Source organism: Bacillus sp. PK5-006, assembly GCF_054161415.1.
In genome coordinates this window covers 2075154-2093547 of record NZ_CP096414.1, presented here as the reverse complement: position 1 = coordinate 2093547, position 18394 = coordinate 2075154, and the positions used below count along the sequence as shown (strand labels likewise).

General features: G+C 42.4%; 12 protein-coding genes. All 12 read left to right on the top strand.

Annotation, left to right across the window (positions count from 1 at the left end; all coding sequences use genetic code 11):
* Positions 1-20 precede the first annotated feature (20 nt).
* The 12 genes from tsf to M1D84_RS10760 all read left to right on the top strand — a co-directional run bounded on the left by tsf (position 21) and on the right by M1D84_RS10760 (position 18391).
* A complete protein-coding gene (gene tsf, locus M1D84_RS10815) occupies positions 21-902 on the top strand; it encodes a translation elongation factor Ts (RefSeq protein WP_024424151.1) in 882 nt (293 codons plus the stop codon).
* A gap of 134 nt (positions 903-1036) precedes the next feature.
* Positions 1037-1759 (top strand): UMP kinase, encoded by a 723-nt coding sequence (gene pyrH / locus M1D84_RS10810; RefSeq protein WP_008344767.1) that lies wholly within the window; start codon positions 1037-1039, stop codon positions 1757-1759.
* Position 1760: 1 nt separating this feature from the next.
* On the top strand, positions 1761-2318 hold the full coding sequence (gene frr / locus M1D84_RS10805) for a ribosome recycling factor (RefSeq protein ID WP_024424150.1): 558 nt from the start codon (positions 1761-1763) through the stop codon (positions 2316-2318).
* Between the two features lie 130 nt (positions 2319-2448).
* Positions 2449-3231, top strand: a complete 783-nt coding sequence (locus M1D84_RS10800) for an isoprenyl transferase (protein WP_024424149.1) — start codon at positions 2449-2451, stop codon at positions 3229-3231.
* A 12-nt stretch (positions 3232-3243) separates the two neighbouring features.
* On the top strand, positions 3244-4038 hold the full coding sequence (locus M1D84_RS10795; protein WP_024424148.1) for a phosphatidate cytidylyltransferase: 795 nt from the start codon (positions 3244-3246) through the stop codon (positions 4036-4038).
* A gap of 39 nt (positions 4039-4077) precedes the next feature.
* A complete protein-coding gene (gene dxr, locus M1D84_RS10790) occupies positions 4078-5229 on the top strand; it encodes a 1-deoxy-D-xylulose-5-phosphate reductoisomerase (protein WP_024424147.1) in 1152 nt (383 codons plus the stop codon).
* A 6-nt stretch (positions 5230-5235) separates the two neighbouring features.
* Positions 5236-6501 (top strand): RIP metalloprotease RseP, encoded by a 1266-nt coding sequence (gene rseP / locus M1D84_RS10785; RefSeq protein WP_087975441.1) that lies wholly within the window; start codon positions 5236-5238, stop codon positions 6499-6501.
* Between the two features lie 80 nt (positions 6502-6581).
* Complete coding sequence (locus M1D84_RS10780) at positions 6582-8279, top strand: proline--tRNA ligase (protein WP_149126658.1); 1698 nt, start codon at positions 6582-6584, stop codon at positions 8277-8279.
* 133 nt (positions 8280-8412) lie between these two features.
* Positions 8413-12666, top strand: coding sequence for a PolC-type DNA polymerase III (locus tag M1D84_RS10775; protein ID WP_235356849.1), 4254 nt, complete (start codon positions 8413-8415; stop codon positions 12664-12666).
* Between the two features lie 425 nt (positions 12667-13091).
* Positions 13092-14942 carry a glycoside hydrolase family 9 protein gene (locus M1D84_RS10770; protein WP_332284389.1) on the top strand — a complete coding sequence of 617 codons (1851 nt, stop codon included), beginning with the start codon at positions 13092-13094 and terminating at the stop codon, positions 14940-14942.
* A 32-nt stretch (positions 14943-14974) separates the two neighbouring features.
* On the top strand, positions 14975-17080 hold the full coding sequence (locus M1D84_RS10765; RefSeq protein WP_024424143.1) for a glycoside hydrolase family 48 protein: 2106 nt from the start codon (positions 14975-14977) through the stop codon (positions 17078-17080).
* Positions 17081-17161: 81 nt separating this feature from the next.
* Positions 17162-18391 carry an endo-1,4-beta-xylanase gene (locus M1D84_RS10760; RefSeq protein WP_024424142.1) on the top strand — a complete coding sequence of 410 codons (1230 nt, stop codon included), beginning with the start codon at positions 17162-17164 and terminating at the stop codon, positions 18389-18391.
* The last annotated feature ends 3 nt before the right edge of the window (positions 18392-18394 follow it).

Here is an 18394-nt window from a genome sequence, read left to right as displayed (position 1 = left end):
ATAGAAGGAGGAAATGTAAAATGGCAATTACTGCTCAATTAGTTAAAGAACTGCGTCAAAAAACTGGTGCAGGTATGATGGACTGTAAAAAAGCGTTAACAGAAACTGATGGTGACATCGAGAAAGCAATCGACCTTCTAAGAGAAAAAGGAATCGCAAAAGCTGCGAAAAAAGCAGACCGTATTGCGGCAGAAGGATTAACTCTTATCAAAACTGACGGCAACACAGGCGTGATCCTAGAAGTGAACTCTGAGACTGATTTCGTTGCGAAAAACGAAGGATTCCAAGCACTTCTTAACGAACTTGCTGATCATTTGCTTGCTGCTAAACCTGCAACACTTGAAGAAGCTCATGCTTCTAAAATGGAAAACGGTTCAACAGTTGAAGAGCATATCACATCTGCAATTGCGAAAATCGGAGAGAAAATCACTCTACGCCGTTTCTCTGTCATCACAAAAGAAGATAATGCTGCATTCGGTTCTTACCTGCACATGGGCGGACGTATCGGTGTGTTAGCTGTTCTTAACGGAACAACTGACGAAGAGCTTGCAAGAGACATCGCAATGCACGTTGCAGCTGTAAACCCTAAATACATTTCTCGTGACCAAGTGTCAGAAGAAGAAGCAAACCGTGAGCGTGAAGTATTAACACAGCAAGCGCTTCAAGAAGGAAAGCCTGAAAACATCGTAGCTAAAATGGTTGAAGGCCGTCTAAACAAATTCTTCGAAGAAATTTGCTTACTTGACCAAGCGTTCGTTAAAAACCCAGATGAAAAAGTGAAACAAGTTGTAGCTGCGAAAAACGCAACTGTTCAAACTTATGTTCGCTATGAAGTGGGCGAAGGTATCGAAAAACGTCAAGACAACTTTGCTGAAGAAGTTATGAGCCAAGTGAAAAAATAATGTTTGAAAAGCTCTCTGGGGCTTTTTTAGGGAGCACAAGCACTGTGTTCCCTATTTTTTAGAGGATATTGATTTACAAAAGGCAGTTTCTTACGCATAATAAGAGACGGTATAGTATACACTTGGAGGTTATCATGAGCAAACCGAAATATAATCGCATTGTACTGAAGCTAAGTGGCGAAGCACTAGCGGGTGATGCTGGAAATGGAATTAACCCAACTGTCATTCAGTCAATTGCAAAGCAAGTAAAAGAAATTGCAGAGCTTGATGTTGAAGTTGCAGTCGTTGTAGGCGGAGGAAACCTTTGGCGCGGGAAGACAGGCAGTGATCTAGGAATGGACCGTGCAACAGCAGACTACATGGGGATGCTGGCAACAGTGATGAACTCACTGGCGTTACAGGACAGCCTAGAAACGCTTGGCATTCAGTCTAGAGTGCAAACCTCTATTGAAATGAGACAGGTTGCAGAACCATACATAAGAAGAAAAGCGATCCGTCATCTTGAGAAGAAACGTGTCGTCATTTTTGCTGCTGGAACAGGGAATCCTTATTTCTCTACAGATACTACAGCAGCACTTCGAGCAGCAGAAATTGAAGCAGATGTCATTTTAATGGCGAAAAATAATGTAGATGGTGTCTACAGTGCTGATCCTCGTACAGATGCGGATGCAGTAAAATATGATAAGCTTTCATATCTTGATGTACTTAAAGAAGGGCTTGCTGTAATGGATTCTACTGCGTCCTCATTATGTATGGACAATGACATTCCATTAATCGTCTTCTCCATTATGGAAGAAGGAAATATTAAACGTGCCGTAAACGGCGAATCAATCGGAACGATCGTGAGGGGGAAATAACGTGTCAAAAGAAGTGTTGAACCAAACGAAAGAAAAAATGGAAAAAGCCGTACAAGCGTACGGACGTGAGCTTGCAACTGTTCGTGCAGGCCGTGCGAATGCTTCACTGCTTGATAAAGTGACAGTGGATTATTACGGTGCACAAACACCGCTTAACCAAATTGCGTCGATCACAGTGCCAGAAGCACGTATGCTGATTATCACACCTTACGATAAAACAGCAATCGGTGATATCGAAAAAGCGATCCAAAAGTCTGATCTTGGCATCACGCCAACAAGTGACGGAAATGTGATCCGCATTGCGATTCCTGCGCTGACAGAAGAAAGACGTAAAGAGCTTGTGAAAGTCGTAAAAAAATACTCAGAAGAAGCAAAAGTAGCTGTTCGTAACGTGCGTCGTGATGCAAACGATGATTTGAAAAAGCTTGAGAAAAATGGGGAGATCACTGAAGATGAATTAAGATCATCGACAGAGGATGTTCAAAAATTGACAGATGAATATGTCGCTAAAATTGATGACGTGACGAAAGATAAAGAAAAAGAAATCATGGAAGTTTAAGAAAAAACTATGTACAATAGATAATAGTGAAAAGACCCTCTTCATGTTTACAGGGGGTTTTTTTGTTAATACTGTTGATGACTATATTATTTAGCGGGAACGCAACCTTTTTGGGTGATGGAGGAATCTCATGCTCAATATACTCAAAAATTGGAAGAATCAGCAAACAGCAGCTTCCAACTTAGAAAGCCTGACAAAAGAAGACATATTAAATGGAGAAATTCCTGAACATATCGCCATTATCATGGATGGGAACGGAAGATGGGCGAAAAAACGTGCTCTTCCACGGGTAGCAGGTCATCATGAAGGAATGAAAGTCGTCAAGCGCATGACAAAGCTTGCAAATGAGCTAAATGTCAAAGTGCTGACTTTGTATGCTTTCTCTACGGAAAATTGGAAACGTCCAAAACTAGAAGTAGACTTTTTAATGAAACTTCCTGAAGAATTTTTAAACATCTACCTGCCTGAACTCATCGAGGAGAATGTCCGTGTGCGTTTAACAGGTGATCCAGACGGCCTCCCGCAGCATACGAAAAAAGCGGTAGAGAACGCAGTAAAGAGTACGGCGAATAACGACGGGCTCGTTTTAAACTTTGCGCTCAACTACGGGGGGCGCACAGAAATCGTCTCCGCATGCAGACAAATTTCTGAAAAGGTCAAAGAAGGTAAGCTTCGAGCAGAAGACATCACAGAAGAGATGTTTTCAGCTTATTTAATGACAGAATCTCTTCAAGATCCGGATTTGCTCATTCGCACGAGTGGAGAAATTAGATTAAGCAACTTTATGCTTTGGCAAATTGCGTACAGCGAGTTTGTCTTTACGGATGTGCTTTGGCCTGACTTTTCTGATGAGCACCTTATAGGCGCTATCGGAGAGTACCAGCGCCGCGGCCGGAGGTTCGGTGGAATTTAGAGGGTGGTGCAGATGAAACAAAGAATTTTGACGGGTGTTTTGGCAGCTGCAGTCTTTTTGCTTGCAGTTATATATGGACAGATGCCATTTACCCTGCTGATTTATTTAATGGGAAGTGTCGCTCTCTTTGAGCTTTTAAGAATGAAAAAGATCTCGATTTTCAGCTTTCCTGGTATTGTCAGCTTAATATTGCTTTGGCTTTTAATGGGCGGAGACAACAGCTTCTTCCCAAACGTGGACGCATCAAAAATGCAGATTGCTTTATTTGCAGTCTTAATACTTTTAACTTATACAGTTTTGAGCAAAAACTCTTTCACTTTCGATGAGGTTGCTTTTGTTGTATTAGCCACATTATATATTGGCGTTAGTTTCTATTATTTTATCCAAATTAGAGGCTTATATGGCATGAGTGCGATCTTCTTCGCAGCAGTGATTATTTGGTCTACTGACTCAGGAGCCTATTTTATTGGAAAATCTATGGGGAAACGAAAGCTTTGGCCAGAAATCAGCCCAAACAAAACAGTAGAAGGATTTATCGGCGGAATTGTCACGGCGGTCGTGTTGTCACTTGTGTTTCAGGCGGTTACAGGATTTTTGCCATCATATCTGCTTGTGATGTTTATTACTCTTTTACTCAGTATCTTTGGACAGCTTGGCGACCTTGTGGAATCTGCTTTAAAGCGTCATTATCATGTGAAGGATTCAGGGACAATTCTCCCTGGCCATGGCGGGATTTTGGACAGGTTTGACAGCTTTTTATTCGTTCTGCCGTTTTTATACTTACTGCTCGCAACGTTTGCCAGCTAACCTCATAGAAACTTATTGAACGAGAGAAGGAGTGGCAATTTGAAATATATTTCGCTATTAGGCGCAACAGGATCAATTGGAGAACAAACGTTAGATGTGATCAGTCAGCACCCGGACAAGTTTAAGCTGAAAGCCATGACATTTGGCAGAAATATAGCAAAGGCGATTCCGATCATTGAGCGCTTTCAGCCTGAATTCGTCGGCTGTGTAGACGAAGAAACCTATCACATGCTAAAAAATCATTCATTTGCATACGATGTGAAGCTGGCTGCTGGTGATGAAGCCAACATCGAGGCAGCGACCTATGATGCAGTGGACGTAGTGGTCAATGCACTTGTAGGAAGTGTTGGACTTGTTCCAACATTAAAGGCCATTGAACAAAAAAAGACGATTGCACTCGCAAATAAGGAAACACTTGTGACAGCTGGTCATATAGTAAAAGAGTACGCTAAAACATATGATGTACCTTTACTTCCTGTCGATAGTGAGCATTCCGCTATTTTTCAATGCCTGCAAGGTGAACAAGCTAAAAATATTGAACGCTTAATCGTGACAGCTTCAGGTGGTAGTTTCCGAGATAAAAAACGAACTGAACTTGAAGGTGTTACGGTTGAAGAAGCGCTGAACCACCCGAACTGGTCGATGGGAGCGAAAATCACCATTGATTCAGCGACGATGATGAATAAAGGGCTCGAGGTGATCGAGGCACATTGGTTGTTTGATATCCCTTATGAACAAATTGATGTGCTGCTACATAAAGAGAGCATTATCCATTCGATGGTGGAATTTCACGACAAAAGCGTCATGGCTCAGTTAGGGACACCAGACATGAGAGTGCCTATTCAATATGCACTCACATACCCCGACAGGGCGCCGTTACAAGAAGCGAAATCATTGAACCTTTGGGAGATTGGACAATTGAATTTCCAAAAAGCGGATTTTGACAGGTATCGCTGCTTACATTTTGCTTATGAATCAGGTAAAATAGGAGGGACAATGCCTGCTGTACTTAATGCAGCAAATGAAATGGCAGTCGATGCATTTCTGAAAGGCAAAGTAACGTTCCTGCAAATTGAAGAATTGATTGAAAAGGCACTAATCAGACATCATGTGATTTCAACGCCTAGTTTGCAAGATATCCATGAAGTGGACAAAGATACACGAGACTTTGTTCAATCAATCCTCACATAAGGTGGTATGTTCGTGAATACAGTGATTGCGTTTATTATTATTTTTGGAACGCTCGTTTTTTTCCACGAGCTTGGCCATTTAATTATGGCGCAGCGCGCGGGGATTTTATGCCGCGAGTTCGCAATTGGTTTTGGGCCGAAGATTTTCTCCTTTAAACGAAAAGAAACCGTTTATACCATTAGACTTCTCCCTATTGGCGGATTTGTTAAAATGGCTGGAGAGGACCCTGAAGTTATCGAAATTAAACCAGGTCATACAGTGGGGCTCTTATTCAATGAGCAAAATGAAGTAGAAAAGATCATTTTAAATGATAAAGAAAAATATCCTGATGCACTTGTCATCGAAGTTGAGCAGATTGATTTAGATCATGCTATGAGAATCTCGGGATATGAAGCTGGAAATGAAGATATTCTGACTGGCTACAATGTCAGTCAAACAAGCTTCTATATTGCAGATGGTGAAGAAATTCAAATCGCACCATACAATCGTCAATTTGGTTCAAAAACAGTTTGGCAGCGAATTAAAGCTATCGCAGCTGGACCGATTATGAACTTTATCCTGGCGTATGTAATTTTGGTTGCTTTAGGTTTTATTCAAGGGGTAACCGTTGATGATCCTGTACTCGGTAAGCTGACGAAAGACGGCCGGGCGGCTGAGGCTGGACTCATGCAGGGAGATCACATCGTGTCCATTAACGGCGAGAAAATGAATTCTTGGACAGACGTCGTTCAAACAGTTCAAAAGAACCCTGAGAAAAAAATGAATGTCGTCATTGACCGAGACGGCAAAGAAAGCACTGTGCAGGTTGTACCAGAAGCTGTAAAAGCAGATGGGAAAAGCATTGGCCGTTTCGGATCATATCCGCCAACGGAAAATGGATTTTTGAAAGTTATTTCATCTTCTGGAACAACTGTCATTTCAACGGCAGGTCTGATCTTAACGAACTTGCAAAAAATTGTCACAGGACAATTTTCACTAGACATGTTAGCAGGTCCTGTTGGAATTTATGACATGACAGGAGAAGTAGCCAAACAAGGTGTGTTAACATTAATGCAGTTTGCGGCGTTCCTCAGTATCAACCTAGGCATCGTGAATTTGTTACCGATTCCTGCATTAGACGGAGGACGTTTACTATTCTTATTTGTTGAAGCCATTCGCGGTAAACCAATTAATCGTGAGAAGGAAGCACTTGTTGTCTTTATCGGTGTTGCTTTCCTCATGCTGTTAATGTTAGTGGTAACGTGGAATGACATTCAGCGGTTATTTTTATAAAAACCATTCTCTCTTGTTTCTCATTCCGGGAAACAAGAGTTTTTGTGAGAAGTCCTATTTCATAAATGAGGTGTAACGACATGAGACAATCCCTGACTTTCATTCCAACTCTTCGAGAGGTGCCGGCAGATGCTGAGGCAAAAAGCCATCAACTCTTAGTAAGAGCTGGGTTTATTAGACAAAATACAAGTGGAATCTATCATTATCTGCCGCTTGCGCATAAAGTCATTCAGCATATTCAATCGATCGTCCGCAAGGAAATGGAAAAGGCAGGCGCAGCTGAGCTGTTAATGCCAGTGCTGCAGCAGGCAGAAATGTGGCAAGAGTCAGGAAGATGGTATACATACGGTCCAGAACTGATGCGTATGAAGGATCGCCATGGCCGCGAATTTGCGCTTGGCCCAACCCACGAAGAAGTGATCACATCATTAGTACGCAGCGAAGTGAAATCGTATAAGAAGCTTCCTTTAACTCTATATCAAATTCAATCAAAATTCCGTGATGAACAGAGACCGCGCTTTGGACTGCTGCGCGGACGTGAATTTATTATGAAGGATGCATACTCATTCCATTCTTCACCAGAAAGCCTTGATGAGACATACAACAAAATGTTTACGGCTTACTCTAATGTGTTCTCAAAAGTGGGTCTCAATTTTAGACCAGTCATTGCGGATTCTGGGGCAATGGGAGGAAAAGATACGCATGAGTTCATGGCGCTTTCAGAAGTCGGAGAGGATACCATCGCTTATTCTGATACTTCCTCATATGCTGCAAACATTGAAATGGCTGAGGCTGTATATCACGGAGAAGAAGCAAATCCTGCGGACTTCAAAGAACTTGAAAAAGTCCACACACCGCAAGTGAAAACCATTCAAGATGTGGCTGAATTTTTAGAAGTTGACCCTGCTGCTTGCATTAAATCTGTTTTGTTTAAAGCAGATGATGCGTATGTTCTGATCCTTACTAGAGGCGATCATGAAGTAAATGATGTGAAAGTGAAAAACTTGGTAGGAGCACAGCTTGTCGAGCTTGCTTCACGTGAAGAAGTGCTGGAAGTCATTGGAACTGAGCCTGGATTTGTTGGACCTGTTAAACTGGAAGCAGAAGTCGATATTTATGCGGACCTTGCTGTGAAGGGAATGACAAATGCTGTCGCTGGTGCAAACGAAGCGGATTATCATTATGTCAATGTCAATCCTGCACGTGACGTGTCAGTAAAAGAATTCACAGATCTTCGTTTGATTCAAGAAGGAGATGTTTCTCCAGATGGGGAAGGCACAATCCAGTTTGCAAAAGGGATTGAAGTAGGACAAGTCTTTAAACTGGGCACTCGTTATTCTGAGTCGATGGATGCAACGTACCTCGATGAGAATGGTCGTGCGCAGCCAATGATTATGGGCTGCTATGGCATCGGCATCTCTAGAACGCTGTCAGCGATTGTTGAACAGCATCACGATGAGAAAGGAATCATTTGGCCGGAAACAGTGGCACCATATGACCTTCACCTCCTTGCATTAAATATGAAAAACGATGCGCAGAAAGAACTGGCTGAAACGTTGTACGAGCGATTAGAAGATGAAGGTTTCGACGTACTTTTCGATGACCGCCAGGAGCGTGCAGGAGTAAAATTTGCAGACAGTGATTTAATTGGACTGCCAATTCGTATTAGCTGCGGAAAACGTTCAGAAGAAGGTATAGTAGAAGTGAAGTTTAGAAAATCAGGTGAATCACATGAAGTATCTGTTGATGATCTGATTTCATTTATACGCCAAGCATAAAACGAACAAAAAAATGAAGGTACCTCCTGTAGAAAAGAGGTACCTTTCTGATTGACAAAAGGAGGGTCCTGTCTTGGATGAACAATTACCGATCACACGGCGGCAATTTCATATATTACTTAATCAGATTCAAATGACAGATGATGACCTCAGTCGTTACTTTGAAGAAGGAGAAATCGTCAAATTGACGGTGCATAAGGCGACGAAAACTTGGCATTTCCTTTTTAAATTTAAGGCACTTTTGCCTTACAAAGTATACGCCATGTTTCTTAGCAGGCTGACAAATGCATTTTCACATATTGCACAAATCACTTGTACGATTGAAGTGAGTGATCCGCACATATCTGAAGAACTCGTGCAATCGTACTGGTCACATTGTGTGGAAGAACTTCAAGGAATTTCTCCCCCAATCATCAGCTTGCTTCAGCAGCAAAAACCATCGCTGTCTGGACATAAAATCATCATTAAAACGAAAAGCGAAACAGAGGCACTCGCTATTAAGAAAAAGTACAGCCCGATGCTCCAGGCCGCATTTAAACAAGTGGGCTTTCCAGAGCTGCAATTCGATACAGAAATTTTTGTATCAGATCAAGAGATTCAGAAGTTCAGAGAACAAAAGCTTGCTGAAGATCAAGAAAGAGCCATGCAAGCCCTCACTGAGATGGAGAAGAAAGAAAGTGAGGAGCAGAATGAAGCTCCGTCAGGCCCTCTGATGATTGGCTATCAAATCAAAGACAATGAAGAAATTCGTACGCTTGACAGTATCATGGACGAGGAAAGAAGAATTACCGTTCAAGGCTACGTATTTGATGCAGAAACGCGTGAGCTGAAAAGCGGGAGAACGCTTTGTATCTTTAAGATCACAGATTATACAAACAGTATTTTGATCAAAATGTTTGCAAGAGAAAAAGAAGATGCTCAGCTGATGAAATCATTGAAAAAAGGCATGTGGGTGAAAGCAAGAGGAAGCATTCAAAATGATACGTTTGTCAGAGATCTTGTCATGATCGCTAATGATGTCAATGAAATGAAACCGCAGCTGAAAGAAGATACAGCACCTGAGGGTGAAAAGCGTGTGGAGCTTCATTTACATTCCCCTATGAGCCAAATGGATGCTGTCACTGGCATTGGCAGACTTGTTGAACAAGCAAAAAAATGGGGACATGAAGCAATTGCCCTGACAGATCATGCCGTTGTACAATCCTTCCCAGATGCGTATGCAGCAAGTAAAAAACATGGCATCAAAATGATGTACGGTGTGGAAATCAACTTAGTAGACGACGGGGTACCGATTGCATATAACCCAGAGCACCGCTTGTTAGAGGATGCGACGTATGTCGTATTCGACGTCGAGACAACTGGACTTTCAGCTGTTTATGACACGATCATTGAGCTTGCAGCAGTGAAAATAAAAGGCGGGGAAATCATTGACCGCTTTGAGGCATTTGCAAATCCCCATCACCCGTTATCAGCGACCACCATCGAATTAACAGGTATCACCGATGATATGGTGAGAGATGCACCAGATGTCGTCGACGTCGTACGGGATTTCAAAGAATGGATTGGACAAGATATCCTTGTTGCGCACAATGCGAGCTTTGATATGGGCTTTTTAAATGCAGCGTATAAACGCCTGTTAAAAACAGATAAAGCGTCAAACCCTGTCATTGATACACTTGAACTTGGCCGGTTCCTTTACCCTGAATTTAAAAATCACCGGCTGAACACCCTTTGTAAAAAGTTCGATATTGAACTGACGCAGCATCACCGGGCGATTTATGATGCAGAGGCGACAGGCTATCTCATGCTGAAGATGCTAAAAGATGCGGCTGAAAAAGAGATTGCCTATCACGATCAATTGAATGAAAACATGGGGCAGTCGAATGCTTACCAGCGCTCACGTCCTTACCATGCGACTTTGATTGCTCAAAATGAGACAGGTCTTAAGAATTTATTTAAGCTTGTTTCACTTTCTCATATTCATTATTTCTACCGGGTCCCGCGTATTCCGCGCTCTCAGCTTGAGAAATATCGAGAAGGTTTAATTGTTGGGTCTGCTTGTGATAAGGGTGAGGTATTTGAAGGAATGATGCAAAAGTCCCCTGATGAGGTAGAAGACATTGCAGCATTTTATGACTATTTAGAAGTACATCCGCCAGAAGTGTATCAGCACCTGCTGCAGCTTGAGCTTGTTCGAGATGAACGTGCGTTAAAAGAAATCATCACAAACATTGTCAAGCTTGGTGAAAAGCTGAATAAACCAGTTGTGGCGACTGGAAATGTACATTACCTGCATCCAGAGGACAAAATTTATCGTAAAATCTTAATTTCATCACAGGGTGGAGCGAATCCGCTGAACCGCCATGAACTGCCAAAAGTTCATTTTAGAACGACAGATGAAATGCTCGAAGCCTTCTCCTTCCTAGGAGACGAAAAAGCGAAAGAGATCGTCGTAACAAATACGCAAAAAGTATCTGAGATGGTCGAAAGCATTAAACCTATCAAAGATGATCTTTACACACCAAAAATTGAAGGTGCAGATGAAGAAATACGGGAAATGAGCTATCAAATGGCGCGCAGCATCTACGGAGATGAATTGCCGAAAATCGTAGAAGATCGCATTGAGAAAGAATTAAAAAGTATTATCGGTCATGGCTTTGCCGTTATTTACTTAATCTCTCATAAGCTCGTAAAAAAATCACTTGATGATGGATATCTCGTTGGTTCAAGGGGATCTGTCGGCTCATCTCTTGTTGCGACATTAACAGAGATTACTGAAGTGAATCCACTTGCACCTCATTATGTATGCCCAAGCTGTAAGCACTCTGAGTTCTTTAATGACGGATCTGTTGGTTCAGGCTTTGACCTTCCCGATAAGGACTGTCCAGAATGTGGAGCGCCGTATAAAAAAGATGGACATGATATTCCGTTTGAAACGTTCTTAGGTTTTAAAGGAGACAAAGTCCCTGATATTGATTTGAACTTCTCAGGTGAATATCAGCCGATCGCACATAACTATACGAAAGAGTTGTTCGGTGAAGATTATGTATACCGAGCAGGTACGATTGGTACCGTTGCAGAAAAAACAGCATATGGTTACGTAAAAGGCTATGCAGGAGATCATAACCTTCATATGAGAGGCGCTGAAATCGACCGGCTTGTACAAGGCTGTACAGGAGTAAAACGGACAACAGGCCAGCATCCAGGCGGGATTATCGTTGTGCCTGATTATATGGACATTTACGATTTCTCACCTATTCAATACCCAGCAGATGCGACAGGTTCCGATTGGAAGACGACACATTTTGATTTCCATTCGATCCACGATAACTTGTTGAAGCTGGATATTCTTGGGCACGATGATCCAACGGTCATTCGTATGCTTCAAGATTTAAGCGGAATCGATCCAAAAACGATTCCAACAGATGACCCTGAAGTCATGAAGATTTTCCAAGGGACAGAGCCACTAGGTGTCACAGAAGAGCAAATTGGCTGTAAAACAGGCACACTCGGTATCCCAGAATTTGGGACAAGGTTTGTTCGGCAAATGCTAGAGGATACAAAACCAACGACCTTCTCAGAGCTTGTTCAGATTTCTGGACTATCACACGGTACGGATGTTTGGCTTGGAAATGCGCAAGAGCTCATTCACAATAAAACGTGTGAACTAAGTGAAGTAATTGGGTGCCGTGATGATATTATGGTCTATCTCATCTATCAAGGCTTAGAGCCGTCACTTGCCTTTAAAATCATGGAATCTGTTCGTAAAGGAAAAGGACTTCCTCCTGAATGGGAAGAAGAAATGAAGAATAATAATGTACCAAACTGGTATATTGATTCTTGTAAAAAAATCAAATACATGTTCCCTAAAGCCCACGCGGCTGCTTATGTGTTAATGGCTGTTCGTATTGCTTATTTCAAGGTGCATCATGCACTCCTGTACTATGCGGCTTACTTTACCGTTCGTGCGGATGACTTTGATATTGAAACGATGACAAAAGGATCGAATGCGATTCGAGCTGTTATGGACGATATTAATTCAAAAGGTTTAGATGCATCACCGAAAGAAAAGAACCTATTAACTGTACTAGAGCTTGCCCTTGAAATGTGTGAAAGAGGCTACCACTTCAAAAAAGTGGACCTTTACCGCTCAAGTGCAACAGAGTTTATCATTGATGGAGACGGATTAATACCGCCATTCAACTCCATCCCCGGCCTCGGTACAAACGTTGCGTTAAATATTGTCCGCGCGCGGCAAGATGGGGAATTCCTCTCAAAAGAAGATTTACAAAAACGCGGAAAAGTGTCGAAGACCATCCTTGAATATTTAGATCGTCAAGGCTGTTTAGAAGCACTTCCTGATCAAAACCAGCTTTCTTTATTTTAATGTGATAAATAAGAGCGCCCTAAAAGGGCGTTCTTTTCTCTATATACAATAATTTTATTATGTTAACTAATAAAGATTTCTTATCAATTGGAATTATTTTCTTATCCGTTCATATATCTTGATTTAGCGTGATGTTTTAAGAGAAGAGATTGTATGTCATTCTTTCTACCCAAATAGAGCTCAAAAGAGAATTTCGCCGTCTGAAATGTTCTCAAGCGACATATGATCATTCTGGGTACAGTCAGAAGGAGAATCAAGAGAAAACCTTCGATGAGCGTAAAGCTGATTGCTGTTTACTATGCTTATTTTTGAAACCTATTTGATTCTTTTCAAAACTGTACAGATCACGAAACGAAGGATAAAAAGGAGGCGGTTGCGTCTATTGATCAATGTTTCACTAAAAAGAAGGGGTGAGCAATAGAGAAATGGCATCTTACAACTATGTAGAGGTTTTACAAAAATCCATGCTGTTTTATGAAGCGCAGCGGTCAGGCCGGCTTCCAGAAAGCAATCGTCTTAACTGGCGGGGAGATTCTGGACTAGAGGACGGGAAGGATGTTGGGCATGACTTAACTGGCGGCTGGTATGATGCAGGAGATCATGTGAAATTTGGACTTCCGATGGCTTACTCAGCAGCCGTGCTTGCATGGACAGTATATGAATACCGAGAAGCTTATGAAAAAGCAGAATTGCTTGATGAGATCTTAGATCAAATCAAGTGGGCAACAGATTATTTTTTGAAAGCACATACAGGACCGAATGAATTTTGGGCGCAAGTAGGTGATGGAAACGCCGATCATGCTTGGTGGGGGCCAGCAGAAGTGATGCCGATGGACCGGCCAGCTTTTAAAATTGATGAACATTGTCCTGGCACAGAAGTAGCTGCACAAACTGCGGCGGCTTTAGCAGCAGGTTCTATCATTTTTAAAGAAACAGATGCGTCCTATGCAGCAAAGCTTTTAACGCACGCCAAACAGCTATATGCATTTGCTGACAGGTATCGCGGCAAATATACAGATTGTGTCACCAATGCGCAGCCATTTTACAACTCCTGGAGCGGCTATGTTGACGAACTTATTTGGGGTGGAATCTGGCTGTACTTGGCGACAAATGAAGAAACCTATTTAAACAAAGCATTAAAAGCGGTAGAAGAATGGCCGAAGGATTGGGATTATACGTTTACCATGTCATGGGACAATACTTTTTTTGCTTCACAAATCTTACTAGCAAGAATCACGAAAGAAAACAGATTTATAGAATCGACAGAGCGCAATCTTGATTACTGGACCACAGGTCTTGTTCAAAATGGAAAAGTAGAAAGAATCACCTATACGCCTGGCGGCTTGGCATGGCTGGATCAATGGGGTTCACTTCGTTATGCCGCCAATGCAGCATTTTTAGCCTTTGTCTATGCTGATTGGGTATCTGATCAAGAAAAGAAAAATCGATACCAATCGTTTGCGATTAAGCAAACTCACTATATATTAGGTGATAATCCGCTGAATAGAAGCTACGTTGTTGGGTTTGGCCAGAATCCGCCGAAGCACCCGCACCACCGTACTGCACATGGCTCATGGTCGAACCAGCTGACAAATCCTCCATCTCACCGGCACACTCTTTATGGAGCGCTTGTAGGGGGTCCTAATGCACAGGATCAATATGATGATGACATCTCTGATTATATATCTAACGAGGTGGCGACCGATTATAATGCCGCCTTTACTGGAAATATCGCCAAAATGGTGCAGCTGTTTGGTGAAGGGCAATCAAAGCTGCCAAATTTCCCGCCTAAAGAACAAGTGGAGGATGAGTTTTTTGTAGAGGCAGCTGTAATGCATAACGATACAACATCTACTCAAGTGAAAGCAGTGCTGTACAACAGGTCCGGCTGGCCGGCAAGAAGCAGTCAAACACTATCTTTTAGATATTACGTCAATCTGAGCGAGGTTTTTGCAAAGGGATTCACTGAAAAGGATATTCAAGTGACAGCAGCCTACAATGAAGGCGCTTCCTTATCGCCTTTAAAAGTATATGACGCATCAAGCCGCGTCTATTTTGCAGAAATCGATTTTACGGGCGTAGCCATTTCTCCTAGAGGAGAATCTGAGCATAAGAAGGAAATACAATTTCGATTATCTGCTCCAAATGGATCGAATATATGGGATGCCTCAAATGATTATTCCTATCAAGGATTAACATCCAATATGCAAAAAACAACAAAGATTCCTGTCTTTGAAGATGGTGTTTTAGTATTTGGCACACTTCCAGACAAATAAAAATCAACGATTTTATTGAAAGGGTGAAGGACTTGTCAAACAAAGAACGGTTTTTAACGCTTTATCATCAAATCAAAAGCGATGCGAATGGATATTTTTCACCAGAAGGAATTCCGTATCATTCAATCGAGACACTCATTTGCGAAGCACCTGATTATGGGCATATGACAACTTCAGAAGCATATAGCTATTGGCTGTGGCTTGAGGTGCTGTACGGACATTACACAGGGGACTGGAGCAAATTAGAGGCAGCTTGGGACAATATGGAGAAGTACATCATCCCAGTCAATGAAGATGGAAATGATGAGCAGCCGCATATGAACGCTTACAATCCGTCCAGCCCAGCCACATACGCAGCAGAGAAACCATTTCCGGATCAATACCCAAGCCAGCTGACCGGTGCTCGTCCTGCTGGTCAGGATCCAATTGATAGTGAATTGAAATCAACCTATGGGACGAATGAAACGTATTTAATGCACTGGCTCCTTGACGTAGATAACTGGTATGGCTATGGCAACTTGCTCAACCCATCACATAAAGCCGCCTATGTGAACACATTCCAGCGTGGTCCGCAAGAATCTGTATGGGAGTCCATCCCTCATCCATCACAGGACGATAAATCTTTTGGTAAGCCGAATGAAGGCTTTATGAGTTTGTTCACAAAAGAAAATCAAGCTCCAGCTGCCCAGTGGCGCTATACGAATGCAACGGATGCTGATGCGCGCGCGATACAAGCGATGTATTGGGCAAAGGAGCTCGGCTATAATCGGTCAGCTTATCTTGATAAAGCGAAAAAAATGGGGGATTTCCTCCGTTACGGCATGTACGATAAATATTTTCAAACGATTGGAAGCGGGAAGCAGGGGAATCCGTATCCTGGAAACGGAAAGGGCGCCTGTCATTACTTAATGGCATGGTATACCTCTTGGGGCGGAGGACTTGGAGAGTATGCAAACTGGTCATGGCGTATCGGAGCGAGCCATTGTCATCAAGGATATCAAAATCCTGTCGCTGCTTATGCTTTATCCTCAGATAAAGGAGGCTTAAAGCCATCTTCTGCTACCGGGGCAAGCGATTGGGAAAAAACTTTAAAGAGACAGCTTGAATTTTACGTATGGCTTCAATCGAAAGAAGGAGCCATAGCAGGAGGCGCAACCAATAGCTGGAATGGAGACTATAGCGCTTATCCAGCAGGAAGAAGTACTTTTTATGATATGGCATATGAAGATGCACCTGTTTACCTTGACCCGCCTTCAAATAACTGGTTTGGAATGCAGGCGTGGCCAATGGAGCGCGTAGCAGAGCTTTATTATATTTTTGTAAAAGATGGCGATAAAACATCTGAAAATGTCCAAATGGCCAAATCTGTCATAACAAAATGGGTCAGCTATGCCTTAGATTACATTTTTATCGGCAGCCGTCCTGTGTCAGATGAAGAGGGTTATTTCTTAGATGAGCAAGGACAGAGAATTCTAGGAGGAACGAATGTTTCGGTTGCTACAACAAGTGCGCCTGGAGAGTTTTGGCTTCCTGGAAATATTGCTTGGAGCGGACAGCCTGATACTTGGAATGGGTTCCAGTCTGCAACAGGAAATCCAAATTTAACAGCTGTAACTAAAGATCCGACTCAGGATACAGGCGTATTAGGAAGTCTAGCCAAAGCTTTGATATTCTTTGCTGCAGCCACAAAGCAGGAAACAGGTGATTATACAGCGCTTGGTGCAAGAGCGAAAGATGCAGCCGCGCAGCTCCTAGAGGTTGCATGGAATTACAATGATGGCGTCGGCATAGTGACAGAGGAAGATAGAGAAGACTATGACCGTTTCTTTAGAAAAGAAGTGTATTTCCCAAATGGATGGAACGGGACATTTGGTCAAGGAAATCAAATTCCTGGAGCCAGCACCATTCCTTCTGACCCGCAGCGAGGAGGGAATGGGGTCTATACGAGTTTTGCTGATCTTCGTCCGAAGATTAAACAAGATCCAGCATGGTCTTCACTCGAAAGTAAATATCAGTCTTCATTTAATGAAGCTACAGGCAAATGGGAGAATGGCGCACCAGTTTTCACTTATCACCGCTTCTGGTCTCAAGTGGATATGGCCACTGCCTATGCTGAATACCATCGTCTGTTCAACTAAGAGGTTAAAAGCAAGCTGCCGGCTTCTGGCCGGCAGTTTGAATAGGTAATATTAATCCAATGAAGATAAGGGTGATTTCACATGGTCAAAGAAAGAAGCTTTCTTCATCATTCCTTCAATAGAGGCGAAAATGGGCAGGAAAATCTGATGTGGAAAAAAGAGGCGGATGATCGAATCTCAGAGCATAGACAAAGAGATCTTGTGATCAACGTGACAAACGGCGAAAAAAAGCCAATAGCAGGAATAGAGGTTGAAATAAAGCAAATCAGACATGAATTCGCCTTTGGTTCAGCGATGAATGATCAAGTGTTATTTAATCAACAATATGCTGATTTTTTCGTGAAGCATTTTAATTGGGCTGTTTTTGAAAATGAAGCAAAATGGTATGCGAATGAGCCAGAAAGAGGGAAAATCACCTACGAAAAAGCAGATGCGATGCTGAATTTTGCAGATCGACATCAGCTTCCAGTGAGGGGGCACGCTTTATTTTGGGAGGTAGAGGATGCGAATCCAAGCTGGCTGAGGTCACTGCCGAATCACGAAGTATATGAAGCCATGAAAAAACGGCTTGAGCATGCGGGCAATCACTTTAAGGGAAGGTTCCGGCATTGGGATGTAAACAATGAAATGATGCATGGTTCATTTTTTAAAGATCGCTTTGGGAAAAATATTTGGAAGTGGATGTATGAAGAAACGAAAAAAATTGACCCTCAAGCACTATTGTTTGTGAATGATTATAATGTGATCTCTTATGGTGAACACCATGCCTATAAAGCCCATATCAATGAACTGCGTCAGTTAGGCGCACCTATTGAGGCGATTGGGGTTCAAGGCCATTTTGAAGAACGGGTCGATCCAGTCATTGTCAAAGAGAGGCTCGATGTGCTGGCTGAGCTTGGTCTTCCAATATGGGTCACAGAGTACGATTCTGTTCACCCTGACCCTAATAGAAGAGCGGATAACCTGGAAGCTTTATATCGCGTCGCATTTAGTCATCCAGCCGTAAAAGGAGTGCTGATGTGGGGATTTTGGGCAGGTGCCCATTGGAGAGGTGAACATGCAGCCATCGTGAATTATGATTGGTCTTTAAATGAAGCAGGACGACGTTATGAAAAGCTTCTAAACGAGTGGACGACGCAAAGAGTTGAAAAAACAGATGCTAATGGCCATGTGAAATGTCCAGCATTTCACGGAACATATGAGATTCGAATCGGTAAAGAAAATAAAATGCTCAAACAGCAGACGATTGAACTTGATTCAAATGAACAAACACCGTATCAACTAAACGTGATCCTGCCTCAAGAAGGATAGAGA